The organism is Actinoplanes hulinensis, from assembly GCF_019429605.1.
GTDB classification, from domain to species: domain Bacteria; phylum Actinomycetota; class Actinomycetes; order Mycobacteriales; family Micromonosporaceae; genus Actinoplanes; species Actinoplanes campanulatus.
This window is the reverse complement of the sequence record NZ_JAHXZI010000006.1, coordinates 59312-83991: the sequence shown is the minus strand read 5'-3', so window position 1 is coordinate 83991 and position 24680 is coordinate 59312. Positions and strand designations below refer to the sequence as shown.

The window sequence follows — 24680 nt, the reverse complement described above, 5'->3', positions numbered from 1 at the left end:
GTTGGACTGGAACATCAGACTCCGATCGGGTACGAGTGCTGCGGGGCCCAGGTGAGGAAGACGCGCTCACCACGAGACGCGACATCCTCTGCATCGTGAGCATTCTGATCGAACACCACGAGGTCGGTTCCATCGGAGGTGGCCACTGTGTAATTGGTCGAGGTGCCGTGATAGACCACCTCGGTGACCGTGCCGGAGAGCAGGCTGCCGGTGACACCCGAGGGCAACGTCCGATGTAGATCGATCTTCTCCGGGCGCACCGAGACCTCCAGGTCACGGCCGACCGGCACGGTGGCCGGCACGGGCACCACGACCCGCTCGCCGGGGCCCTTGTCGATGACCGCGTAGCCCTGGTCCGCCCAGCTCACGCGGCCGTCGATGAGATTGGAGGTGCCGATGAAGCCGGCCACGAACCGGGTCGACGGGCGCTCGTAGATGTCCCGCGGCGAGCCGAGCTGCTCGATCAGGCCGCTGTTCATGACCGCGATGCGGTCCGACATGGTGAGCGCCTCACCCTGGTCGTGGGTGACGTAGACGAAGGTGATGCCCACCTCGCGCTGGATCCGCTTCAGCTCGATCTGCATCTGTTGGCGCAGTTTGAGATCGAGCGCGCCGAGCGGCTCGTCGAGAAGCAGCGCCCGCGGGTGGTTGACCAGTGCCCGGGCCAGCGCGACCCGCTGCTGCTGACCGCCCGACATCTCCCTGGGCTGCCGCTTCTCCATGCCGGTCAGCGAGACGATCTCGAGCATCTCGCCGACCCGCTTGGTGATCTCGGCCTTGGCGACCTTCTTGCGCTCCAGGCCGAAGGCGACGTTCTGCCGCACGGTGAGGTGCGGGAAGAGGGCGTACGACTGGAAGACCATGTTGACGTCACGCTTGTTCGGCGCGACCCCGGTCACGTCCCTGCCGTCGAGCATGACCCGGCCGGCGGTCGGCTCCTCGAAGCCGGCGACCATCCGCATCGTGGTCGTCTTGCCGCAGCCGGACGGGCCGAGCAGCGAGAAGAACTCCCCCTGCCCGATCGCCAGATCCAGGCTCCTGACGGCGGGCACCGCCTCACCGTGCGACAGGTAGTCCTTGCGCACGCCGACGAACTCGATCGCCGGATGAGCGGCCGGCTTGGGGGGAGGAGTGGTCATCTATCACCTCGAGCGGGGCGGATTTGGCGTCTGGGGTGGGGCGGATCAACCGTTGAAACTCATCACGTGCTTGATCCGGGTGTACTCCTCGAACCCGTACATCGAAAGGTCCTTGCCGTAACCGGAGTGACCGTATCCGCCGTGCGGCATCTCGGAGACGAAGGGTAGGTGGGTATTGATCCACACGGCGCCGAAGTTCAGGCGCCGGGAGACCCGCATGGCGCGGCCGTGGTTCTGCGTCCACACGCTGGCGCTCAGCCCGTACCGGACGTCGTTGGCGCAGCGCACGGCCTCGGCCTCGTCGGTGAACGTCTGGACGGTGATGACCGGGCCGAAGATCTCGTCCTGGATCATCTCGTCCCGCTGGCGCAGACCGGTGACCACCGTCGGCTCGAAGAAGTAACCACGCTCACCGATACGGTGCCCACCGGCGGCCACCTCGGCGTGCGCCGGCGTCCGGTCCAGGAAGCCGGTGACCCGCTCCAGCTGGTTCGCGTTGTTGACCGGGCCGAAGAACGCGCCGGGGTCGGACGGGGCGCCGGCCCTCGTGTTCTTGGCGGCCAGGGCCAGGGCGGAGGTGAAGTCGCCGGCGATCCGCTCGTGCACCAGCACCCGGGTGGCGGCCGTGCAGTCCTGGCCCGCGTTGAAGAAGCCGGCGCCGGCGATCGCCTCCGCGGTGGCGGCGATGTCGACGTCGTCGAAGACCACGACCGGCGCCTTGCCGCCGAGCTCCAGGTGGACCCGCTTCAGGTCGGGCGCGGCCGCGGCGGCCACCTCCATGCCGGCCCGGGTGGAGCCGGTGATCGACACGAACCGCGGGGCCGGGTGGGTGACCAGGGCGCGGCCGGTGTCGCGGTCGCCGCAGACCACGTTGAGCACGCCCGGCGGCAGGAACTCACCGGCGACCTCGGCCAGCAGCAGCGTGCTCACCGGGGTCGTGTCCGACGGCTTGAGCACCACGGAGTTGCCGGCCGCGATCGCGGGGGCGAACTTCCACACGGCCATCACCATCGGATAGTTCCACGGGGTGATCTGTGCGCAGACGCCGATCGGCTCACGGCGAACGAAGGAGGTGTGGTCCCGCAGGTACTCCCCCGCGGACTTCCCTTCCAGGACGCGCGCCGCGCCGGCGAAGAAACGCAGCTCGTCCAAAAGCGGGCCCATCTCCTCGGCGCGGGTCGCCGTCACCGGCTTGCCGGTGTTGCGGACCTCGGCCGCGATGATCTCCTCGGACCGCGCCTCGATCGCGTCGGCGATCCTCAGGAGCGCCCGCTGCCGCTCGGCCGGGGTGCTGTCCCGCCACGTCTCGAAGCCCGACTCGGCGGCCGCCACCGCCTTCTCGACATCCCGCGGCGAGGAGACCGGGGCCTGTGCGTAGATTTCCCCCGTGCTGGGGTCGATCACCGGGGACGTGACACCGTCCTCGGCGTCGGTGTAGGCCCCGGCGACGAAGTTGCGCAGCACGGGAAAAGGGGTGCTCACAGGGATTCAGGCCTTCCGGTGAAGGGGCGATCTCACCCGGACTGGAGGGACCTTGTCACACCGGCGAGTGAGCTAGCAAGGGAATCCGAAGTAATTTCCAGAGCTGAAACGGAATCAGAACCTCCGATCCCGTTCCAACGACGCAATCCGGTTTTTTAGGCGCTGTATTCGTCGGCCACGGTGAGGGCCTCGTCGAGGATCGCCAGCCCCTCGCGCAGCTCCTCCGCGGTGATCGTGCACGGCGGCACGACGTGGAGCCGGTTGAAGTGGACGAAGGGCCAGAGCCCCCGTTCCTTACAGGCCGCGGCGACCGCGTTCATCGGCGCGGCGGCCGGCCCGGCGGCGTTGAAGGGTACCAGCGGCTCCCTGGTGGTCCTGTCACGCACCAGCTCGATGGCCCAGAAGACCCCCAGACCGCGCACCTCGCCCACGCTCGGGTGCTTCTCGGCGATCCTGTGCAGAGAAGGGCCGATGATGTCGTCGCCGAGCGCGCGGGCGTGCTCGACGATCCCCTCCTCCTTGAAGATCTGCATGCTGGCCACCGCGGACGCGCAGGCCAGCGGGTGCCCGGAGTAGGTGAGTCCACCCGGGAACGGCCGCTCCCGGAACGTCTCGGCGATCTCGTCGGAGATCACCACACCGCCCAGCGGCAGGTAGCCGGAGTTGACCCCCTTGGCGAAGGTGATCAGGTCGGGTGCGACGCCCCACCGGTCGACCGCGAACCACTCGCCGCACCGGCCGAAGCCCGCCATCACCTCGTCGGCGATAAACACGATGCCGAACTCGTCGCAGATCTCCCGGACGCCGGCCAGGTACCCGGGTGGCGGCACCAGGATGCCGTTGGTGCCGACCACGGTCTCCAGCAGGATCGCGGCGACGGTGGCCGGGCCCTCGAAGACGATGGTGTCGCGCAGGTGCTGCAACGCGCGCCGGGTCTCCTGCTCCGGGCTCTCCGAGTGGAACGGCGACCGGTAGGGATAGGGACCCCAGAAATGTACGACCCCGATCGCGACCGGCTCGTTCGGCCAGCGCCGCGGGTCGCCGGTGGCGGTGATCGCGGTGGCCGTGGAGCCGTGGTAGCTGCGGTAGGTGGAGAGCACCTTGTGCCGGCCGGTGTGCAGCCGGGCCATCCGGATGGCGTTCTCGTTGGCCTCGGCGCCGCCGTTGGTGAAGAACACCTTGTTCAGGTCGGCGGGGGCGATCTCGGCGATCATCCGGGCCGCTTCGCCGCGTTTGTCATTGGCGAAGGCGGGCGCAATGGTGGCGAGTCTGGCGGCCTGTTCCTGGATCGCCTCGATGAGGCGCGGATGCTGGTGCCCAATGTTGATATTGACGAGCTGAGACGAAAAGTCCAGATATTTGCGGCCTGAGTAATCCCAGAAGTGACTGCCCGATGCTCTTTCGACAGGCAGCGGGTCGATCAGGCCCTGCGCGGACCAGGAATGGAAGACGTGGGCGCGGTCATCGGCGCGCACCTGGGATTCAGATGTCACAGGATCATCCTCAACGGGTCTGCGGGAAGCCGAGGTCGACGGACGAGGTCCCCGGGTCGGGCCAGCGGGAGGTGACGACCTTGCCGCGGGTGAAGAAGTGGATGCCGTCCGGGCCGTACATGTGGGTGTCGCCGAACAGCGACGCCTTCCAGCCGCCGAACGAGTAGTAGGCGACCGGGACCGGGATCGGCACGTTCACGCCGACCATGCCGGCGTTCACCTCGAACTGGAACCGCCGGGCCGCGCCGCCGTCCCGGGTGAAGATGGCGGTGCCGTTGCCGTACTCGTTGTCGTTTACCAGCTGGACGGCCTCGGCGTAGGTGTCCACGCGGACGATGCTCAGCACCGGGCCGAAGATCTCGTCGGTGTAGACGGTCATCTCCGGGGTGACGTCGTCGAGCAGGGTGGCGCCCAGGAAGAAGCCCCCCTCGGGAAGATTGTCCGCTTTGCGGCCATCCGTGATCACCGTCGCGCCGGCCTCCTCGCCGGCCGCGATGTAGCCCGCGACCTTGTCCCGGTGCTGGGCGCTGATCAGCGGGCCCATCTCCGAGTTCGGATCGGCGCCGTCACCGATCCTGACCTTCGGCAGGCGGGCTCTGATGGCCTCGACCAGCGGATCCGCGATCTCGCCGACCGCCACCACCACCGAGATCGCCATGCAGCGCTCGCCGGCCGCGCCGTACCCCGCGCTGATCGCCGCGTCGGCGGCCGCGTCCAGCTCGGCGTCCGGCAGGACGATCATGTGGTTCTTCGCGCCGCCCAGGGCCTGCACCCGCTTGCCGTGCGCCGTACCGGTCTCGTAGATGTACTTCGCGATCGGCGTCGAGCCGACGAAGCTCACCGCGGCGACGTCCGGGTGCGTGAGCAGCGCGTCGACCGCCTCCTTGTCACCGTGCACGACGGTGAAGACACCCTCCGGCAGACCGGCCTCGGCCCAGAGCGCGGCCAGCCAGTTCGCCGCCGACGGGTCCTTCTCACTGGGCTTGAGCACGAAGGCGTTGCCCGAGGCGATCGCGGTGGCGCACATCCACAGCGGGACCATGGCCGGGAAGTTGAACGGGGTGATGCCGGCGACCACACCGAGCGGCTGGCGGATCGAGTAGACGTCCACCCCGGTGGCGGCCTGCTCGGAGAAGCCGCCCTTCATGAGGTGCGGGACGCCGGTGGCGAACTCGACGTTCTCCAGGCCGCGGGCCACCTCGCCGGCCGCGTCCGCGAGCACCTTGCCGTGCTCGCGGGTGATGATCGCGGCCAGCTCGCCGGTGCGGGCGGCCAGCAGCTCGCGGAACTTGAACAGCACCGCCGAGCGCTTGGAGAGGCTCGCCTCCCGCCACGCCTTCGCGGCCTCCTTGGCGCTGGCGACGGCGCCCGCGACCTCGGCGGCCGAAGCCAGATCGACCTGAGCGATCTGCTCGCCGGTGGCGGGATTGAAAACCGGGCCGAACCGGCCGGACTCGCCGGCACGCTCCGCGCCGCCGATCCAGTGCGCAATGTGAATCATGCCGCCGAGATTATGTGACGGCACTAGACCGAACAATGCTCCGGTTGTACTGTCACAAAGTGTTCTACCAGGCCGTCATGGAGCGGTTGGCCGAACCCGGCGCACGCGGTCTCGCCGAGGCGGTGAGCCGCGCCGTCGGCGAAGGCGCCCTCACCGGAGGCACGAAACTGCCGCCCGTGCGCTCGGTCGCGGCCGAGCTGCACCTCTCCCCCAGCACGGTCAACGCGGCATGGCAGCTGCTGCGACGGGCCGGCACCATCCGCACCGACGGACGGCGCGGCACGATCGTCGCCACCCCCGGCGCCGGTGGGCCCGGGCGCTACCGGGCCGCCCTGCGGCAGACCACCGGATTCGGGCTCGACCTGTCGACCGGGGTGCCTGATCCACGGCTCCTGCCCCCGATCCCCGCGCTGCACGGACTGTCCCCGGCGCCGACCAGCTACCTCGACGAGCCGGTTCTGCCCGAGCTGGGCGCGCTGCTGCGGGAGCGGTGGCCGTACCCCGCCGAACGTCTCGCGATCTTCGACGGGGCGATGGACGCCATCGACCACGTGGCCTCCGCGCTGCTGCGGCTCGGCGACCTGGCCCTCGTCGAGAACCCCTGCTTCCCCCCGCTGCTCGACCTGCTCGAAACGCTCGGCGTGACAGTGGCCGGCGTCGGCACCGACGGCTCCGGCATGCTGCCGGACCAGCTCGCCGCGGGCCTGGCCCGGCGGCCCGCCGCCGTCTTCCTGCAACCGCGGGCCCTCAACCCCACCGGCGCGTCGTGGTCACCCTCGCGGGCCGGCGCACTCGCCGAGGTTCTCGCTCAACACCCCGAGGTGTACGTGGTGGAGGACGATTCCGCCGGTGACCTGGCATCCGGGCCGCTCCTGTCGATGGGGGCCAGACTGCCCCGGCAGACCGTGCACGTGCGCAGTTTCTCCAAGTCGCACGGGCCCGACCTGCGGCTCGCGGCGGTGAGCGGGCCGGCCACCGTCCTCGACCCGATCCTGGAGCGGCGGCTGCTCGGCCAGGGGTGGACCAGCCGGCTCCTGCAACACCTCCTGCTCAGCCTGCTCACCGACCCGGCGTCGATCGCGGCCGTACGCGCCGCCCGGGACGAGTACGCCCGACGGCGGTGCCTGATCACCACCGGCCTAGCGGCGTCGGGCATCGAACTGCCGCCCGGCGAGGGCCTCAACATCTGGCTGCCGGTCGCCGACGAGCAGGCCGCGTTGCTGAGCCTGGCCAGCGCCGGAATCGGGGCCGCCGCGGGCACCGCCTTCGCGGTCGGGCCGGGCATGACGCCGCACCTCCGGCTGACCGTCGGGCTGATCACCGAAGACCACGCGGCGGTGGCGGACCATTTGGCCAGAGCCGCTCGGGCGGCAGCCCGGCCGATCCCCCGTTGACCCTCGCCATCCCGTTCCGGTCACCGCGCCCAGCCAGTCACCGCGCCCAGCCAGTCACCGCGCCCAGCCAGTCCCCGCGCCCAGCCAGTCCCCGCGCCCAGCCAGTCCCCGCGCCCAGCCAGTCCCCGCGCCCAGCCGGTCACCGCGCCGGCTGGAAACTGTCGAACACCAGCTGGAGATCCTTGCGGGACTCGTCCCAGACGTCGTCGCGGGTCTGCCAGTAGAAGCCGTAGGCCTTGTCATCACGTACCACCGTGCCGCGGTTGTTGACATGCTGGCGGGCACCGCCACGGTTGAAGGTGAACTCCCAGTCGGCGGCCTTCCGGAAGTAGTCCACCGCCGCGATCTTCACCTCCCGGTAACCCGGGAAGTCGCCTCCCGACACCCGGTTCCGGGCCTGCTCACGCCAGTCGGCCACCGGGTTCGACCGAGGCTTGTTCGTCTGATCGATGCCGAGAACCTTGCCGTCCCCACGGAAGTAGACGATCGTGCCCTCCTTCGTCCGCCTCCAGCCTTTCGGCACGTACAGCGAGAAACCTGTCCTGTCCGTGTACAGCTCCCAGCCGGCCGGCAGCACCGGTCGCCCGTCCCCCTCCGGCGACGGCGATGGTGACGGCGCCTGAGCGTTCTGTGTGGCCGGCGCGCTCTCCGGGGCCCGCGACGGAGTCGCTTTCGGGGTGCCCGCCGTAGCGGTAGCGCCCGCCTCCTTCTCGTCCGACGCCGGGGTTCCGCCGCCCCGGCCGGTGATGAGCCAGATCCCCCCAGTCAGAAGGACCACGACGATCGCCGCGGCCACCAGAATCAGGCGACGAGGCCGGCCGGGCGCCGTCCGAACCGTCGAATGCTCGCCACGACCGGCCGCGCCCTGGAATGTCGCCACCCCTCGGGACACGCCACCGCCCACACGGCTCGCCCCACCCACCGGCTTGCCATCGACCCTGGTGGGGGTCTCCGCAGCGCCGGACCCATCGCCCGCGCCGCCACCGGGCGCGCCGCCATCGCCCGCGCCGCCACCGGGCGGGGCTCCGTCTACCACCGTGTCAGGCTCTCGGGCACCCTTTCCCGCAGCGTCCATCGATCGGCCGCCCACATCGAGCGCCGCCTCGTGCCTCAACCCCGTAGCGTCCCCCAGCCCGCCGCCCACATCGAGCGCCGCGTCAAGCTCTGACCCCGCAGCGTCCCCCGACCCGCCATCCACATCGAGCGCCGCGTCAAGCCCTGACCTCGCAGCATCCCCCGACCTGCCGTCCTCGTTGGTGCCGCCCGCAACTGCTGCGCTCAGGCCCACGACGATGGCGCCCTCGTCGGACAGTGCCTTGTCCTCGGATGCCTGAGCGTCACCGGCGGTGGCTCCTGCCTCGACCGCCGAATTGTGGGCGACATCTGACGCCGCCGCACCGCCCTCGTCCACAACCACCGGAGCCTGGACGACGTTCGACCCCGCGGTGCCGCCTTCACCCGCGACCGCGGCAGGTTGCCCGGCCGCCGGTACCGCCCCGCGATGCGGTCCGGTGGCGGCCACGGACGCCCGACCGCCGGCGGGCTCACCGTCTCCGGTAGCGCCGACCGCGCCTGCGGCCGGCAGTGGATCGCTCTCGGCCCGTGGGTGGGGAACTCTGCCGGTGGCCCGCCGGATCGGTCCGGCCACGCCACGGCTGCTCTCCGGCGACAGATTGGCGAGGATGGTGCGGAGAAGGCTTTCGGCGTCCTCCGCGGTGAGGCGGATGGCCGGATTCTTCCTGAGCAGACCATCGAGCAGCGGCCGAAGCGGACCGGCGTGCTTCGACGGGTCAGGCTCCTCGGTGGCCAGGGCGGCGAGGGTTGCCATGGTGGAACCTCGCTGATAGGGCGCGTGGCCCTCGATGGCCGCGTACAGCGTCGCGCCGAGCGACCACAGATCGGCCTCCCGGCCGCTGGCGACGCTCTGCGCCCGCTCCGGGGCCATGAACTGCGGCGAACCGACCAGGATGTCGGAACGGCTGATCACTCCGTCGTCGTCGACGGCCGCGATGCCGAAGTCGGTGAGCAGCACCCGTCCGTTGTCGGCGAGCAGCACGTTCGCCGGTTTCACGTCGCGATGCTCCACACCGAGCCGGTGTGCGGTACGCAGGGCGGCGAGAAGGTCCAGGCCGATCCTCGCCACCCGGTACGGATCCAGCCGCCCCTGCTCGGCGATCTCCTCCCGCAGCGACCGTGACGGCACGTACTCCATGACGATCCAGGTGCGGTCGTCGAGTTGCAGCACGTCGTACACCTGGACGACGTTGGGGTGACTGATCCGGGCCGCCGCGCGCGCCTCCCGGAGCGTGCGCCGAGCGGAACTCGCGCCGTCCCCACCGAGCGGCTGGTCGATCTCCTTGATCGCGACGTCCCGCTGCAGGGTCTCGTCCCGGGCGAGCCACACCTGCCCCATTCCTCCGCGGCCTAGGCTTTCGCCTAGTCGGTACCGTCCGGCGAGGAGCACGGGCGCATCAGGCATGCGCACCGTTATACCCGCCAGGCGCACCCGTGATGCGAGCCCCCCATTCGCTCCATGCAGCACATCGGACATGCCTTCGCCCTCAAAACGGACTGGTGCTGCACCGGACCCGCACCACCGTCCTCCCGCCCGGTCCTTCTCTGTCCGGCCCAGCACAACCCTCCCGCTGCGCCGCCCCTCTTGACGCCGACCCGTTACCAGGGCCATCTCGGGGTACTCCTTTCCAATGCTCCGGCTGGCCGCCGGCACCACGCGTCACTCGTCAGGTCGCCAGGCCTGCCGACGATTGGCGGCGGACCAGGCGGGCGGCCGGGATCGTGGCGGCGCCCACAGCGAGAAGCAGACACGTCAGCACGGTCGCGGCAAGCACCGGCCACGACACCAGGACCGGCACGTCCTGGCCGGTCTGGGCGCTGAGGGAACGCGCCGAACCGGCGATCGCGATCAAACCCGCGGTGCCGCCCAGCAGGGAGCCGATCGCCACGGCCAAGGTGGTCTCCAGGGCCACCAGCCGGAGAACCTGGCCGCGGGTCGCGCCGGCCAACCGAAGCGCCCGATAGTCGGAACGCCGGTGGCGGGCCGTCATGAGCAGCGTGTTGGCCACGGTGATCGCCCCGGCACCGGCCGAGACGGCAAGCAGCAGAAGGGTGAAGACGCCGATCAGCCGGTCGTCCTCGGCCTCGATCTGGCGGGCCAGATCGGCCGGCGCCGTCTTCCGGGCCCCGGGATCGGGCGTGCTGTCCGGCGCCGGGTAGGCCGCGGGAGCGAGCGCTGACGGGTCGTGCTTCCGGACCGTGTCGCGAGCCACGATCAATCCGGAGGCGAACGGGCCTGCCGGTGCTGTCCCGGTCACCCGCAGTGTCTCGGTTGATCCGTCGTCGAACGTCACGATGACCTGGCCGGGAACCGAGGCGACCCGCTCGGTCTCCGTCCCCGCGACCAGGGCGGTCCCCTGGGCGACCCGCTCATCGCCGATGACGGTCACGGCACGCCGGCCGAGGTAGGCGGTGGTGTCGAGTGGAGCGTCGGGCGCGACACCGTCGTGTAGGCCGGGAGTGCCGTCCGGAACCAGGATCTGTCCCGCCGGGACTGTGGCCGCGCGCTCTGAGTCGAAGGCGGCGTTCGAGGTCTGGACCGTGCCCGTGACGAAGACCGCGAACGCCACCGTGAACAGCACGGGCGCGGCCGTCGATGCGGTGCGCCGCACGGCGGTCCGGGCGCTCTCCCGCGCCAGGGTGGTGACGACCCCCGAGAGCGGTGCGAGCAGCACCCGGATCAACGCGGGCACCACGGCCGGTGCGAGCAGCGCGAACGCCGCGATCAACGCCATCGCGCCGAGCAGGGCGTACGTCCCGAACTCCCGCATGTCACCGGAGGCCGCCGCCGCGACGCCGGCGGTGACCGCGGCGGCGCCGGCGACCGACCCGAACACCCAGCGCACGCGGCTCATCGCGCGTTGCTCCAGTTCGGCGACCCGCAGTGCCTCCATCGGGCCGACCCGTGACACGCGGCGCGCCGCGGTCATGGTGCCGGCCAGCGACAGCAGCGGGCCGACGGCGAGTGCTGCGGCAAGCACTCCCAGGTCCCAGCGCACCGTGTATCCGGCCGGCTCCAGACCAACCGCCACCAGTACGGCGGCCAGTGGCACGGCGGCGAGCGATCCCAGAAGCACACCCACCGCTGACGCCACGACACCGAGCATCAGTGCCGACCGGTAGAGCATGGCGCGGACCTGCCTCGGGGTGGCGCCCACCGCTCGAAGCAAGCCGATCTCGCGCCGGCGCTGGTTCACCTCGTAGGCGGACGTAGACGCCACCAGGAACACACACGCGAACCCCGCGACCGCGGCGGTCGCGGTGAGGATCTGCATGCCGATCCAGCGAGTCCGGGCGTCGGATCGCGGCTCGGCGAGCCCTCGCTCGTCGCCGGTCAGCACGGTCCCGTCGGCACCGACCACGGCCTGGAGCGCCACCGGATCCGCGGTTCCCTCGACGCTGATCGCCCGGACCCCCGGTGCCAAGCGACCCGCCGCCGCCTCCGGCAGATGGACGCCCGGCCAGTCGGTGTGCCCGGTGACCAGCCACTGCTCCGGACCGGCCCCGGTCAGCAGGGTCACCGAATCGCCGACCGCGACACCCAGTCCTCGGTCGACGACGGCCCCGGCCTGGTCCGTCCCGTGCCAGGCGTGCCCGTGGATGCTGTCGGCGACCGCGCGCCCGTCGAGCACCGGCTGCGCGTAGAAGTCACGGTCGACGGTCACACCGGTGACTCCGGGCACCGCACGGAGGCGCTCCGCCAGCGACGCCACGGTTTCGGCCGGCCAGGGCACCGGCTCGGCGAACTCGTCGGGCCGGTTGTCCGGCGCCGGACTCTGCACCACGGCAGCGGATCCGGCGAAGCGATCCGGAACTCGTGGCCGGCCTGACGTCAGCAGCAGCAGGAACGTGGTGACGATGAACGTGCCGATCAGAACCGCGACGAATGTGCCGGCCCGGCCCCGGGTCAGCACGACCGCTCCAGCGCGGTCATCCGGTCCGCGACACCGGCCGCGTCCACGCCCGTCAACTCGTCGGTGATCCGCCCGTCCACCAGGAGCACCACCCGATCGGCGACAGCGGCCGACACCGGATCGTGGGTCACCATGACCACCGTGCGCCCGTGCCGGTCGACCAGCTCACGCAGCAGCGTCAGGACCTGATGTGAGGTGCGGTTGTCGAGAGCGCCGGTCGGCTCATCGGCGAACAGCACCGCCGGCCTGGTGAACAGGGCCCGGGCGATCGCAACCCGCTGCTGCTGGCCTCCGGAGAGCTCGCGCGGGCGGTGCCCGATCCGGTCCTCCAGCCCGACCTCGGCGAGGGCCGCCCGCACCCGTTCGCTGTCGGCCCGCCGTCCGGCGAGCCGTAGTGGCAAAGCAACGTTCTGTGCGGCGGTCAGCGAGGACACCAGATTGAAATCCTGAAAGACGAAGCCGACCCGGTCCCGTCGCAGCCTGGTCAGCGCGGTCTCGTCCAGCTCTCCCAGACGCGTCCCGGCGATCGTCACCGCTCCCGATGTGGGCGGCTCCAGCCCGGCCGCACAGTGCAGAAGGGTCGACTTGCCGGAGCCCGACGGCCCCATCACCGCGGTGAAGGTGCCCTCGTCGAAAGTGGCGGTCACCCCGTCCAGCGCGGTCACCGGGCCGGCGCCGCCGTCATACGTCTTGCCCACGTCATCCAACCGGACTGTCATGCCCTCTCCTCGGGTCGCGGTGCTGGAATCGAGGTTCGCGGTTCGGTGCGCGGAAGTCGTCGGGCCGTGGGCCGATTTGCGGCGTCCGACCACGGGTGGGCGTGAAGCGCCAGGTCATACCAGGGTCTGACCGACTGTGGACCGACGCGCTCCGGCGACGTCGATGGCTACGCTCGCTCCGTGCCCGCTTCGTCGTTCCTGACACTGCGCCCCGGTCCGGTGGCGCGTTTGGCCGCGGATCTCTCACTCGCCGCCGGTGCCGGTGTGCTGTGCTGGTATGCGGCGGCGGAGACCCCAGCGGACCGGCTGGCAGAACCGGGCTGGCTGGCCGTGGTCACGGCGGCCTTGATCAGCGCGCCGCTCGCCGTGCGGCGCCGGTGGCCGGTCTCGGTGGCCGTCGCCGTCGCGGTAGCCACGGCCGCGCTCCTGGGCACCGTGATCATCCCGGATTACGCCTCGCCCGCTCCGCTGCTCGCCGTCGGCGCCGCGCTCTACAACGTCGGCCGCCATGTGGCCGGTTCGCGAGGGCAGCGGACGGCCCTGGGCGCGTCGGCGCTGTTGCTCTGCGGTGTGGTGTTCGGAAGTTGGTATGGAACCCGGACACCGGAGGGTCCCGGGCTCGCCGGGACGGCGTTCACCACGCTGGTGTGTGGCGCCAGCTGGGCTGTCGGATGGACGCTGCGGGAGCGGCGACGCCACTCCGAGCTGACAGCCGCGCAGGCGACCGCCCGGGCGGTCGCCGAGGAAAGACTGCGGATCGCCCGGGAGATGCACGACGCGGTCGGGCACAGCCTGAGCCTGATCGCGGTGAAGGCGGGCGTCGCCAACCATGTCGCCCGGCAGCGGCCGGAGGAGGCGCTCGCCGCCCTCGAGGTGATCGAGTCGGCGAGCCGGAGCGCGCTTGCCGAGTTACGGCGGACGGTCGGCGCGTTGCGGACCGAGCCGGTGTACGACGTGGCCCCGACTCTGCGGGACCTCACCGGGCTCGCCGACCGGGCCCAGGCTGCCGGGGTGGCGGTGGACCTGGACGTCCACGGAAGCCGGGACCTTCCCGAGCCGGTCGCGCTGGCCGCCTACCGCATCGTCCAGGAGTCGCTGACCAACGTGGTCCGGCATGCCGCCCCGGCGACGTGCCGGGTCGACGTCCTGGGTGCCGTCGACCACCTGCGGATCGAGGTCACCGACGACGGCAGACGGCATCCCGCTCCGGCGGTCGGCGGGACGGGCCTCGCCGGGATGCGGGAACGCGTCGCGGCCCATGGCGGCACGTTCAGCGCCGGCCCGCGTCCCGGGGGCGGTTACGCCGTCGTCGCGACCCTGCCGTACGGATCACCGTCATGACCGCCCCGGGGCCGCCGATCCGGGTGCTGATCGTCGACGACCAGGCGCTACTGCGGGCCAGCTTTCGGCTGCTCCTCGACACCGCGCCCGACCTGGTGGTGGTCGGCGAGGCCGGCACCGGAGTGGAGGCGGTCACGCTGGCACGGCAGGAGAAGCCGGATGTCATCCTGATGGATATTCGCATGCCGGACATGGACGGGATCGAGGCCACCCGCCGGATCTGCGGTTCGGCCGCCAACCCGGAGACCAGGGTCCTCATCCTCACCACGTTCGACTACGACGAGTACGTCTTCGCCGCATTGCGGGCCGGTGCCAGTGGCTTCCTTCTCAAGGATGTGGTGCCGGCCGACCTGATCACTGCTGTCCGGGTGGTCGCCGACGGCGACGCGCTACTCGCGCCGGCGATCACCCGGAGGCTGATCGCGCACTTCGCCGATCTGCCCGAGCCGGCCGGACGGCCCTCCACCGACCTGGAGAACGTCACCGATCGCGAATGTGAGGTGCTGTTTCTGGTCGGCAGCGGCCTCTCCAACCTGGAGATCGCGTCACACCTGCAGCTCAGCCTCGCCACGGTCAAGACCCACATCGGGCGGCTGCTCGCCAAGCTACAGGCGCGTGACCGAGCCCAGCTCGTCATCGTCGCCTACGAAACCGGCCTGGTGGTCCCAGCCAGGTGAGTTGGCCCTTCGCCTCCGCGGTTCGGAACCCCGGCAAACTCGGAGTGGCGGAAGACCTCGGCAGGGCGGGGACAGGTCCGCGCTCTCCGGCTCGGTTCTGAACGGAAGCGTCTGCGACCTAACAGAGATCGGCATCGCGGCGGGCCGGTCGCATTCTCCAGGTGGGCCCACCGGCAACCGCCGAGAATCCAGCATGCGCCGCCAATCCGACGGTTCATCACTTTTCTGGCATTTCGGGAGGCAGCAAGGGCGATTAGTCAGCATTAGCCGGGGTACGCCTGTCACGGAGAACCGTGCAGGACGGAGGGGGACGATGACCCACACAGACCCACGAATCGACCAATCGACTGCGGAGTTGGTCAGTCAGCTCAGTGAGCAGGTGACCACCCTGGCTCGGGACGAACTGGCACTCGCCCGGATGGAGATGGTCGAGAAGGGCAAGAAGGCCGGAAAGGGCGCGGGTCTGCTCGGCGGAGCCGGGGTGATCGCGCTGTACGGGATGGGCGCCCTGCTGTTCACCGCTGTTGCGGCCCTGTCGCTGGTCATGCCGATGTGGGCGGCCGCCCTGACCGTGACGGCCATTCTGCTCTGCGCCGCCGGGATCACGGCGATCGCCGGCAGACGGGAGATACGAGAGGCGGTGCCGCCGATTCCTGACGCGGCGCTCGCCAGCGGCCGCAAGGACGTGAACGAGTTCATGTCGGCTGCCCGGCGTGGGACGCACGCATGAACGCCTCCAACGGCAACCGCGCAGAGGCACGCCGGTCCTCCGCCGGCCACAACCGGCCCAAGCCGGGCCCACCAGCATCGAGCCGGGCACCCGACAACGCCGCCCCGACGGGCGACGCGGGTAAGGCGTCCACGGCCACACCGGCCGGCAGCCGTAAGCCCAACACGGGTGATGTGACCGGACATTCGGGGGCGACCCCGGTGAGCAGGTCGGAGACAAACAAGCCGACCAGCGGTCTGCGGAGTGATCGGGCTGGCGCCAAGAACGTCCCGGCCGCACACAGCAAACCGAAACCCGGATCAGGCGCACAAAGCAAACCGACACCCGGACCCGGGACACACAGCAGCCCGACACCCACAACGGGTGCGCACAGCAGCCCGACACCCACAACGGGTGCCCACGGCACCGCATCCTCGGCGTCGGGTTCGCACAACACCATGGCAACGGAGCAGAGTTCACACAGCACCGTGACTCCGGGACCGGCCTCACGCAGCACGGTAACCACCGGCGCCGCCGGGACCGTGGGAGAGGCCGCGGGAAACGCGTCGTCCGCGGGGGGCGCCTCATCGGCGGGTGGAGGTACCGCGCGTTCCGGTGGTCCGGGGACGCCCAAACCCACACCGCCGCCGGCGAGCATCCCGCCCAGCCACACGGAATCTCCACGCAATGCCGGCACACCCAAACCGACGCCGCCGACCGCAGCCACCTCGGGGCATCGATCGTCGCCCACCGGCGCGGCGGCTGAGCCCACTCCACCAGCGGGTGCCGGGCAGCCGGGCAGCGATTCGGGACAGTACGGCGGCACGGAAACACCCGACACTCCTCCGCCGGCCACCGGCGGAGAGCACGCGGGCAGGCCGGGAACGCAAAAGTCGGCTTCAACCACGCCGATTCACTCGGGCGCCTCTGCCACACCTAAACCGGGCCTGCCCACTACAAAAACAGGCAAAGAGGGCACAACGACGAGCGGCACTCCAGGGCCCAAACCCACAGCGCCCGGCTCGGAGTCCGGTAGCCCATCGCCAAAGGGAACGAGCCCGGCGGCCAAACCCACACCACCGGCAAGCTCCGGGACCGGCAGCCCGTCGACAACAGGCACCAGCACATCGACCAAACCAACACCGCCATCAGGCTCCAGGGCCGGTCGGCCGGCAACAACGTCGGACACGAAAGCACCCAGGTCCACCTCACCGATGGGCGCGGGCGAATCGGCAACGGCGTCGGACACCGGTGCGACGGCCAGGCCGACGCCGTCGAGCGTCGTCGCGAGTGGTCACTCGAGGCCGGGCACCGGCTCGCCCGAGGCGGCCAATGAGCGGGCGACGGGCCGGGCGAGCGTGCCCACGCCGGGCTCGACGGCAACGGCGGGCGCAGTTGGGAGCGTCGCCATGTCCGGTACGGGAACTGCTTCCAACACTGCACCGGGCACGGAAAGCCCCGCCGAAGCCCGCGTCACGGATATGAGCGCCAGCGCGCCTGGAACGCAGTCGGCGGCCACCCGGTCTGCGCATGACGTGGAGACGGCTGAGCACATCGCGACATCGAGGACGGTGAGCACGCAGCAGCGGGGCGAGCCACCGGCCAGCGCCCACGCGGAACGGAAGGACAAGCCCGACCAGACCTCGACCACCACAGACGCAGCCCGGAAGGACAAGCGGAACGAGGAAGTGCACGCCGCGGCCGAGCGAGTCCGCAACGGTGAGGGTGGGGACGCCTCGGAGCGGGCCGACGCACTGCGCGCCGAGATCGAGCAGACCAGGGCCGAACTGGGCGAGACGGCGGCGGCCCTGGTCGCGAAGTTGGACGTGCCTGGGAGGATCAAGCAGGCCGCGGCCGAGAAGAGCGGGCAGATCGCTGACACCGTGGCGGAGAAGAGCGGGAAGGTCTCCGACACCGTGGCCGAGAAGAGCGGACAGATCGCCGCGACGGTCGCGGATAAGGGCAGCCGGCTGGCGGAGTCGGCGGGCAACCTGGCTTCGAAAGCCGAACCGACCCGGCTCAAGGAGGCAGCGGGCGACGTGATGGGCTCCCTGACCGGCAAATCCGGGCAGGATCACGGCCATCATCGGGCGGCTGATCCAGCCAAGCACGGCCGGATGCGGCAGGCCACGGCGGAGACCCGGACCCACCTCGCCGAGAGCGCCGCTGATGCGGCGGAGCGCGCCACCACCGCGATCGGCACTCTGCCCGGGCGTGCTTCCGAGGCGATCGGCACCATGCGCGAACGCGCTTCGTCGGCGATCGGCACGATGCCGGACCGGATGCCCGAGAAGCGGAAGCGCTACGTCTGGATCGGCGTAGGTCTGGTGGTTGCCGCAATCGCCGTGGCGGTCATCCGAAGACTCCGCTGATCGTTCGTTGACGGGGCCCCGCCGCACCACGGCGGGACCCCCGTCTCGTCATGATGAGACCCGTCGTATCTCGGCAAGCCCACCACTTCCCGGCAGGGCCGCCGCACCCCGGCAAGGCCGCCGCACCCCGGCAAGGCCGCCGCACCCCGGCAAGGCCGCCGCTTCACGGCAAGGCCACCGCAGATCGGCAAGGCCACCGCTTCACGGCGGGACTCGTCGCAACACGGTAAGGCCCCGTAGGTGGCCGATCTGCCAGCGTGCGGAATTTGCCAGCCGGGTGCGAGCCGACTGTTCCCATCATGCGGACCGGCACGAATGGCAGATCAGCCGGCTTTCTCTGAGTGCCCAGCCATGAGCGGACGGCCACCACCGAAGCACCGCTGGGCGGCGACCCGCCGGCCGGGCCTCAACGGAAAGATCCGCTTAAACAGCAACGACACGGCGATCGGGTAGACGCGGGCGAAACGGCCGGATACGCCGACCCGCCAATCGGCGGTGACTACAAGGACGCCGCACCGAACACGCTGAGGCCGAACACGGCACCTGGGCAGGGATGCGGGCGGAACAGCCGTACGCCACGCGGCCGCAACCGGCGGACCGGAAGGACACGGGCGGAACAGCCGTACGCCACGCGGCCGCAACCGGCGGACCGGAAGGACACGGGCGGAACAGCCGTACGCCACGCGGCCGCAACCGGCGGACCGGAAGGACACGGGCGGAACAGCCGTACGCCACGCGGCCGCAACCGGCGGACCGGAAGGACACGGGCGGAACAGCCGTACGCCACGCGGCCGCAACCGGGTGGCTGGAGGGACTCGGGCGGAGCGGCGGGACGCCCGGACACGGACCCGCCGAGGAGGGCGCCGTACCGCCGGGCGGGCCGATGCGGGAAAGACGGCGGACGGCACGCCGGCGACCGGGAAGGCACGTAGGAGTTCAGTCGAGAGCAAGCCTTGAAACGTCTCACTAGACACCATGGGGCAATTGGCCTACTCGAAGTGGAAATCAAGGGCACCCGGAGAATCAACTCTTGACCCTGCCCTAACTGCCTCGTAACGTGAGTCACACCTCAGCTAGAACGTTTCAAGAACTCCTCTTCGGGAGGCTTCATGCGCCCTCGGTTCACCGCCGCCGTCGTGCTCACCACGACGGCCGCCATAGCTCTGTCCGGCTGTACCAAGAAGAACGACACCGACACGGCCGCTTCCAGCGGGTCCGGCGATAAAACGTACAAGGTGGCCTTCGTCCCGAAGTTGCAGGGTGTCCCCTACTTCGAGGCGATGAACGCGGGCGGCAAGAAGGCGGCCGCCGCGCTCGGCAACGTCGAGTGGCTCTACCAGGGTCCGACGCAGGCCGACGCGGCCGCGCAGGCCGACATCGTCCGGTCGTACATCCAGCAGAAGGTCGACGCCCTGATCGTCGCCCCGAACGACCCGGACTCGATGGCCCCGCTGCTCCAGCAGGCCAAGGACGCCGGCATCCACGTGGCGACCGCCGACACCGACGCGCCGAGCAGTGTGCGGGAGGTGTTCGTCAACCAGGCCACCGCGCAGGGCATCGGCGAGGGCCTGACCGACGCGCTGCTCAAGGAGATGGGCGGCAAGGGCAAGTATGCGATCGTCTCCTGTGGCCAGACCGCGGAGAACCTGAACGCCTGGATCAAGGTGCAGCAGGAGTACACCAAGACCAAGTACCCGGAGGCGGAGATCGTCGACGTGGTCTACGCCGGTGAGGACCAGGCGAAGGCCACCCAGATGGCGACCGACCTGATGAACGCGCACCCGGACCTGACCGGCCTGGTCGGCGAGTGCACCTCGTCCGCGCCGGGTGTGGCGCAGGCGGTCAAGGACGCCGGCAAGATCGGCAAGGTCTTCACGGTCGGCCTGGGCACCCCGCAGGCGATGAAGCCGTACCTGCAGGACAAGTCGTCGAGCGCGGCGATCCTCTGGGACGTCGAGAACCTCGGCTACCTGACCGCGTGGGCCGGCGCCCAGATCGCGCAGGGCAAGCCGTTCGCGGCGACGAACAACGTGTCCAGCGAGCTGTCCGCGGTCGCCTACACCGAGGCCGACAAGATGCTGCTGCTCGGCCCGGCCCTGGCGATCACCGACCAGAACGTCGACAAGTTCAACTACTGATCGATGACCGACGAGACGACGCCCCGACTGCGCCTGACCGCTATCTCGAAGCGGTTCGGCGCGGTCCGGGCCATTCAGCACGCCGATTTCACGGTACGGGCGGGAAGAGTGCACGCCCTGGTCGGGGAGAACGGCGCGGGCAAGTCCACGATGATCAAGATCGTGGCGGGGGCGGAGACCGCCGACTCGGGCCAGATCGAGTTCGAGGGCGTGACGGCCGAGATCAAGAGCACCACCGACGCCATCGCGCTCGGCATCGCCACCGTCTACCAGGAGCCGCAGCTGTTCCCCGAGCTGACGGTGGCGGAGAACATCTTCCTGGGCCGGGAGATCCGATCGGCTTTCAAGAAGGTCGACTGGGCGGCGCAGAACGCGAAGGTGGTCGAGCTGCTGGAGCTGCTCGGCCTCCCGGAGCGGTACGCGACCGCCGAGGTGGGCACCCTCTCGGTGGCCGAGCAGCAGCAGGTCTCGATCGCCAAGGCGCTGGCCGCCGACGCGAAGGTGCTGATCCTCGACGAGCCGTCGGCGATCCTGACCGACGCCGAGATCGAGGTGCTCTTCGACGTGGTCCGGCGGCTCACCGCCGCCGGTGTCGCGGTCATCTACATCTCGCACCGTCTGGACGAGCTGTTCCGGATCGCTGACGAGGTGACGGTCATGCGTGACGGCAGGACGATCGGCACGTACCCGATCAAGGATCTGAGCGTGCGCCAGATCGCTCACCTGATGGTGGGCGAGGAACTGTCGGACGCCCGGCCGCATCGGGAGGTCCCGGACGGACCGGCCGCTCTGGAGCTGCGCGGTCTGGGCCGCACCGGCAAGTTCCGCGACGTCGATGTGACGGTCAGGGCCGGCGAGATCGTCGCACTGTACGGACTGGTCGGTTCAGGTGTATCCGAGATCGCCGCATGTGTGTACGGCATTGATCGCGCTACACATGGACAGCTTCTAGTCAACTCAAGTCAAGTCGACATCAAGAACCCCGAGCACGCACAACGACTGGGCATCGCTCTACTGCCGGCGAACCGCAAGGTCGAGGGCATGTTCGGGTTCCAGTCGATCGCGTTCAACATCTCCGCGGGTCATCTCAGGCTGCTTTCCAGGCTGGGCGTCTGGGTGGACCGGGCGCGGGAGAAGGCGGTGGCGCTCAAGTTGATCGAGCGGCTCGCGGTGAAGACGCCGCACGAGCGCCAGCCGATCAGCGCGATGTCCGGCGGCAACGCGCAGAAGGTGATCCTCGCCCGGCAGCTGGTCGAGCGGCCCAGGGTGCTGGTGCTGGCCGAGCCCACGCAGGGTGTCGACGTCGGCGCCAAGGAGGAGATCCACCGGTTGATCACCGAGCTGGCCGAGGAGGGCACCGCCGTCCTGGTGGTGACCTCGGACCTGCCGGAGGCGCTGCGCATCGCCGACCGCATCCAGGTGGTGCGCGGCGGCACGACGACCGACGAGTTCGGCCCGGACGCCAGCCAGGTGGACCTGCTGGCCGCAGCCGCGGGAGGCAGCGAATGACCGCGGTTGCGGAAGCGAAGATCAGGAAGCGGGTGCTGCCGTCACCGGTCACCGGCCAGGAGGTGGTGCTGGTCGGCGTGATCGCCGTGCTGTGGGCCACGCTCGCGGTGAGCACCCCGGCGTTCCTGACCGCCGGCTCGATCCAGCCGCTGCTGGTGGCGACCGCCCCGGTGGCGCTGATCGGCGTCGGCATGACCATCGTGATCATCACCGGCGGCATCGACGTCTCGGTCGGCGGCGCGATCATGGTCTGTTCCGTGCTGACCGCGAAGGCGCTGGTCGGGGCCGAGGTGAACCTCGCCGTGGCGGTGCTGCTGTCGGTCGCGGCGGGCGGCCTGCTCGGCCTGGTCAACGGCGTGCTGATCGCCTACGGCCGGGTGCACGCCATCATCATCACCTTCGGTACGGCGAACCTGTTCATGTTCCTGGGCCTGCGGATCTTCGGCTCCGGGACGGTGAACGGCATCCCCGGCACGCTGGCGTTCTTCGGCCGCGGACCGGACGGGCGTACCCTCGGCGTCCCGCACGCCTTCCTGATCACCGTGCTGCTCACGGCGGCCGCCTGGTGGTGGCTGCGGCACACGGCGGGCGGCCGGCACTTCTTCGCGATCGGCGGCGACGCGCAGGCGGCCCGGCTGGCCGGTGTCCGCGTGCAGCGCCGGGTCCTGCTGGCCTACGTGCTGACCGGTCTGCTGGTCGGCCTGGCCTCGTGTTTCGTGATCGCGCAGGGCACCTCGACGCTTGACCAGTCGGTCGGCGCCGGCAAGGAGCTGGCGGTGATCGCCGCGGTGGTCATCGGCGGTACGAGCATCATGGGCGGCCGCGGCTCGGTGCTCGGCACCCTGCTCGGCGCCCTGCTGGTCCAGTCGGTCGCCTCCGGGGTGACCCAGCTGGGCTGGCGTTCGCAGCTCTCCGACCTGTTCGTCGGCATCTTCATCATCGTGGCGGTCGGGGCCGACCTGCTGCGTGCCCGGGCGAGGAGGAACCGGTGAGCAGGGCGGTCCGGATTCTTCTCACGCAGCGGATCGCGCTGCTCGCGGTTCTGATCGTGGCCGTCGTGGTGACGTTCTTCGTCAACGACGCGGGCGGCTACCTGACGGCGCCGTACGACTTCGACTACATGTCGGCGGCGCTGATCACCGCGGTGCCGCTGGCCATGCTGGGCCTGGCGGAGATGCTGGTGATCCTGTCCGGCCGGGGCGGCATCGACCTGAGTGTCGGGGCGATCGTGTCGCTGGCCGGCATGGTGTTCGGCTTCGCGTACGGCGAGTGGGGCTGGCCGCTGTGGCTGGCGATCCTGGCGACGGCCGGGTTCGGCGCGCTGCTCGGCGCGGTGAACGGCTTCCTGGTGTCGTACATCGGGTTCCCGGCGCTGATCGCGACGCTGGCGACGTTCTACGCGTACAAGTCGCTGGCCATCGTGATCAACGATCAGCAGCCGATCAGCACCGGGCCGATCCAGGAGCTGTTCTCCATCAGCAAGTCGGTGGAGCTGCCGCTGTTCGGCGAGTACGTCCCGGACGTCCCGCTGGGCATCTTCACGTTCCTGCTGCCGACCGTCGTCGCGGTCTGGGTGCTGCTGGCCCGGACGGCCTACGGGCGGCGGCTCTACGCGATCGGCACCAACGACGTCGCCGCTCGCTGGGCAGGGCTTCCGGTCAAGGACACGCGCTTCAAGGCGTACGTCTATGCGGGTTTGATCTCGGGTCTGGTGGCCGTGGTGACCGTGGGCCAGTTCGCCTCGGCGCGCCCGGACGCCGGGGTCTCCGGCAACGGCATGGCCCTGCCGGCCATCACCATCGCCGTGCTCGGCGGGGTGGCGATCACCGGCGGCATCGGCCGGGTCGCCGGGGTGGTGCTGGCCACGCTGCTCATCGTCTGGCTCAACGCCGGCATCCTGCTCGCCTTCGTCGGTAACGAGGGCTCGCAGTACCAGCTTCTCGCCCTGGGCGCGGTGCTGGTGTTCGCCGCGCTGTTGAACGGGCTCACCAATCGTAGGTACGGAGGAAGCGCATCATGAACCTCGACGGACTCGACGGCTTCACGATCGAGGTCCCGAGCTGGGCGTACGGGAACTCGGGCACCCGGTTCAAGGTGTTCACCCGTCCCGGTGGGCCGCGGAACCCGTACGAGAAGATCTCGGACGCCGCGCAGGTGAACCGGGTGACCGGGCTGGCCAACCGGGTCTCCCTGCACATCCCGTGGGACCTGGTCGGCGACTGGCCGGACCTGCGGGCGCACGCCGACAAGCTGGGTGTGCGGATCGGCGCGATCAACTCGAACCTGTTCCAGGACGACGACTACCGGCTCGGCTCGCTGTGCCACCCGGACGCCGCGGTCCGGCGCAAGGCGGTCGACCACCACCTGCAGTGCCTGGACGTGATGCGGCAGACGGGCTCGACGGATCTGAAGATCTGGCTGCCGGACGGTCTCAACTACGCCGGGCAGGACTCGCTGCGCGGCCGCCAGGACCGGCTGGCCGAGTCGCTGCGGACGATCTACGACGCGATGGACGACGATCACCGGATGCTGCTCGAGTACAAGTTCTTCGAGCCGCACTTCTACAGCATGGACGTCCCGGACTGGGGCACCTCGCTGCTGCACTGCCTGGCGCTGGGCGAGAAGGCGACCGTGGTGCTGGACACCGGCCACCACGCGCCGGGAACGAACATCGAGTTCATCGTGATGCAGCTGATCCGGCAGAACCGGCTGGGCGCGTTCGACTTCAACTCGCGCTACTACGCCGACGACGACCTGATCGTCGGCTCGGCCGACCCGTTCCAGCTGTTCCGGATCATGTCGGAGATCGTGGCCGCGGGCGCGCACCGGCCCGAGTCGGGCGTCAACTTCATGCTCGACCAGTGCCACAACATCGAGGAGAAGATCCCGGGCCAGATCCGCTCGGTGCTCAACGTCGAGTCGGCGCTGGCCAAGGCATTGCTGGTGGATCAGGAGGCGCTGGCCGCCGCACAGCGGGCGGGTGACGTGCTGGGCGCGCATCAGGTGCTGATGGACGCCTACGAGACCGACGTGCGGTCCGCTCTCGCGGACCGGCGGGAGGCGCGGGGCCTGCCGCGCGATCCGGTCAGGGCCTTCCAGGCGACGGGGTACGCGGAGAGCGTGGCCGCCGAGCGGGTCGGTGGCACGCAGGCGGGCTGGGGAGCGTAATCCTCCGCGAATCGGCCCCGGGCACCGTCCGCCCGGGCGCACCATGAGCG

18 protein-coding genes are annotated in these 24680 nt (G+C 70.3%); 10 read left to right on the top strand and 8 right to left on the bottom strand.

Annotated elements, in window-relative coordinates; all coding sequences use genetic code 11:
• Positions 1-14 precede the first annotated feature (14 nt).
• From KZ829_RS12845 to KZ829_RS12830, 4 genes are all read right to left on the bottom strand, one after another.
• On the bottom strand, positions 15-1139 hold the full coding sequence (locus tag KZ829_RS12845; protein ID WP_220144101.1) for an ABC transporter ATP-binding protein: 1125 nt from the start codon (positions 1137-1139) through the stop codon (positions 15-17).
• 45 nt (positions 1140-1184) lie between these two features.
• Positions 1185-2621 carry a gamma-aminobutyraldehyde dehydrogenase gene (locus KZ829_RS12840; RefSeq protein ID WP_308285455.1) on the bottom strand — a complete coding sequence of 479 codons (1437 nt, stop codon included), beginning with the start codon at positions 2619-2621 and terminating at the stop codon, positions 1185-1187.
• A 155-nt stretch (positions 2622-2776) separates the two neighbouring features.
• Positions 2777-4114, bottom strand: coding sequence for an aspartate aminotransferase family protein (locus KZ829_RS12835; RefSeq protein ID WP_220144100.1), 1338 nt, complete (start codon positions 4112-4114; stop codon positions 2777-2779).
• A gap of 10 nt (positions 4115-4124) precedes the next feature.
• Positions 4125-5615 carry a CoA-acylating methylmalonate-semialdehyde dehydrogenase gene (locus KZ829_RS12830; protein ID WP_220144099.1) on the bottom strand — a complete coding sequence of 497 codons (1491 nt, stop codon included), beginning with the start codon at positions 5613-5615 and terminating at the stop codon, positions 4125-4127.
• 59 nt (positions 5616-5674) lie between these two features.
• Between KZ829_RS12830 and KZ829_RS12825 the strand changes: the two genes are divergently transcribed.
• Positions 5675-7009 carry an aminotransferase class I/II-fold pyridoxal phosphate-dependent enzyme gene (locus KZ829_RS12825; protein WP_308285454.1) on the top strand — a complete coding sequence of 445 codons (1335 nt, stop codon included), beginning with the start codon at positions 5675-5677 and terminating at the stop codon, positions 7007-7009.
• A 139-nt stretch (positions 7010-7148) separates the two neighbouring features.
• Here KZ829_RS12825 and KZ829_RS12820 read toward each other — a convergent pair whose 3' ends face one another.
• The 3 genes from KZ829_RS12820 to KZ829_RS12810 all read right to left on the bottom strand — a co-directional run bounded on the left by KZ829_RS12820 (position 7149) and on the right by KZ829_RS12810 (position 12716).
• Positions 7149-9560: a serine/threonine-protein kinase gene (locus KZ829_RS12820; protein WP_246635546.1), complete on the bottom strand. Its 2412-nt coding sequence runs from the start codon at positions 9558-9560 to the stop codon at positions 7149-7151.
• Between the two features lie 190 nt (positions 9561-9750).
• The gene (locus KZ829_RS12815) at positions 9751-11997 is read right to left on the bottom strand and encodes an ABC transporter permease (protein WP_220144097.1); all 2247 of its coding nucleotides are present in this window, start codon (positions 11995-11997) and stop codon (positions 9751-9753) included.
• A complete protein-coding gene (locus tag KZ829_RS12810) occupies positions 11991-12716 on the bottom strand; it encodes an ABC transporter ATP-binding protein (protein ID WP_220144096.1) in 726 nt (241 codons plus the stop codon). The genes KZ829_RS12815 and KZ829_RS12810 overlap by 7 nt, the downstream gene beginning before the upstream one ends.
• A 180-nt stretch (positions 12717-12896) precedes the next feature.
• On the opposite strand from KZ829_RS12810, the gene KZ829_RS42870 reads away from it, so the two are divergent.
• From KZ829_RS42870 to KZ829_RS12795, 3 genes are all read left to right on the top strand, one after another.
• Positions 12897-14057 carry a sensor histidine kinase gene (locus tag KZ829_RS42870; RefSeq protein ID WP_220144095.1) on the top strand — a complete coding sequence of 387 codons (1161 nt, stop codon included), beginning with the start codon at positions 12897-12899 and terminating at the stop codon, positions 14055-14057.
• Positions 14054-14734 carry a response regulator gene (locus KZ829_RS12800; RefSeq protein ID WP_220144094.1) on the top strand — a complete coding sequence of 227 codons (681 nt, stop codon included), beginning with the start codon at positions 14054-14056 and terminating at the stop codon, positions 14732-14734. The genes KZ829_RS42870 and KZ829_RS12800 overlap by 4 nt, the downstream gene beginning before the upstream one ends.
• Positions 14735-15047: 313 nt before the next feature.
• The gene (locus tag KZ829_RS12795; RefSeq protein ID WP_220144093.1) at positions 15048-15464 is read left to right on the top strand and encodes a phage holin family protein; all 417 of its coding nucleotides are present in this window, start codon (positions 15048-15050) and stop codon (positions 15462-15464) included.
• Positions 15465-16356: 892 nt separating this feature from the next.
• Here KZ829_RS12795 and KZ829_RS12790 read toward each other — a convergent pair.
• A complete protein-coding gene (locus KZ829_RS12790) occupies positions 16357-16692 on the bottom strand; it encodes a hypothetical protein (RefSeq protein ID WP_220144092.1) in 336 nt (111 codons plus the stop codon).
• 160 nt (positions 16693-16852) lie between these two features.
• Between KZ829_RS12790 and KZ829_RS12785 the strand changes: the two genes are divergently transcribed.
• From KZ829_RS12785 to rhaI, 6 genes are all read left to right on the top strand, one after another.
• Positions 16853-17815, top strand: coding sequence for a DUF3618 domain-containing protein (locus KZ829_RS12785; protein ID WP_220144091.1), 963 nt, complete (start codon positions 16853-16855; stop codon positions 17813-17815).
• Between the two features lie 1109 nt (positions 17816-18924).
• Positions 18925-19953 (top strand): autoinducer 2 ABC transporter substrate-binding protein, encoded by a 1029-nt coding sequence (locus KZ829_RS12780; RefSeq protein WP_220144090.1) that lies wholly within the window; start codon positions 18925-18927, stop codon positions 19951-19953.
• Between the two features lie 3 nt (positions 19954-19956).
• Complete coding sequence (locus KZ829_RS12775) at positions 19957-21462, top strand: sugar ABC transporter ATP-binding protein (RefSeq protein ID WP_220144089.1); 1506 nt, start codon at positions 19957-19959, stop codon at positions 21460-21462.
• Positions 21459-22454, top strand: coding sequence for an ABC transporter permease (locus KZ829_RS12770; RefSeq protein WP_220144088.1), 996 nt, complete (start codon positions 21459-21461; stop codon positions 22452-22454). The genes KZ829_RS12775 and KZ829_RS12770 overlap by 4 nt, the downstream gene beginning before the upstream one ends.
• Positions 22451-23482: an ABC transporter permease gene (locus KZ829_RS12765; protein WP_220144087.1), complete on the top strand. Its 1032-nt coding sequence runs from the start codon at positions 22451-22453 to the stop codon at positions 23480-23482. Before KZ829_RS12770 ends, KZ829_RS12765 begins: the two co-directional genes overlap by 4 nt.
• The gene (gene rhaI, locus KZ829_RS12760) at positions 23479-24630 is read left to right on the top strand and encodes an L-rhamnose isomerase (protein WP_220144086.1); all 1152 of its coding nucleotides are present in this window, start codon (positions 23479-23481) and stop codon (positions 24628-24630) included. The genes KZ829_RS12765 and rhaI overlap by 4 nt, the downstream gene beginning before the upstream one ends.
• Positions 24631-24680: the final 50 nt, after the last annotated feature.

Bases quoted from the DNA above. Each gene is read 5' to 3' on its own strand.
- KZ829_RS12775 (WP_220144089.1), top strand. From the start codon at position 19,957: ATGACCGACGAGACGACGCCCCGACTGCGCCTGACCGCTATCTCGAAG.
- KZ829_RS12770 (WP_220144088.1), top strand. From the start codon at position 21,459: ATGACCGCGGTTGCGGAAGCGAAGATCAGGAAGCGGGTGCTGCCGTCA.
- KZ829_RS12810 (WP_220144096.1), bottom strand. From the start codon at position 12,716: ATGACAGTCCGGTTGGATGACGTGGGCAAGACGTATGACGGCGGCGCC.
- KZ829_RS12845 (WP_220144101.1), bottom strand. From the start codon at position 1,139: ATGACCACTCCTCCCCCCAAGCCGGCCGCTCATCCGGCGATCGAGTTC.
- rhaI (WP_220144086.1), top strand. From the start codon at position 23,479: ATGAACCTCGACGGACTCGACGGCTTCACGATCGAGGTCCCGAGCTGG.
- KZ829_RS12820 (WP_246635546.1), bottom strand. From the start codon at position 9,560: ATGTCCGATGTGCTGCATGGAGCGAATGGGGGGCTCGCATCACGGGTG.
- KZ829_RS12785 (WP_220144091.1), top strand. From the start codon at position 16,853: ATGTCCGGTACGGGAACTGCTTCCAACACTGCACCGGGCACGGAAAGC.
- KZ829_RS12795 (WP_220144093.1), top strand. From the start codon at position 15,048: ATGACCCACACAGACCCACGAATCGACCAATCGACTGCGGAGTTGGTC.
- KZ829_RS12800 (WP_220144094.1), top strand. From the start codon at position 14,054: ATGACCGCCCCGGGGCCGCCGATCCGGGTGCTGATCGTCGACGACCAG.
- KZ829_RS12830 (WP_220144099.1), bottom strand. From the start codon at position 5,615: ATGATTCACATTGCGCACTGGATCGGCGGCGCGGAGCGTGCCGGCGAG.
- KZ829_RS12780 (WP_220144090.1), top strand. From the start codon at position 18,925: ATGCGCCCTCGGTTCACCGCCGCCGTCGTGCTCACCACGACGGCCGCC.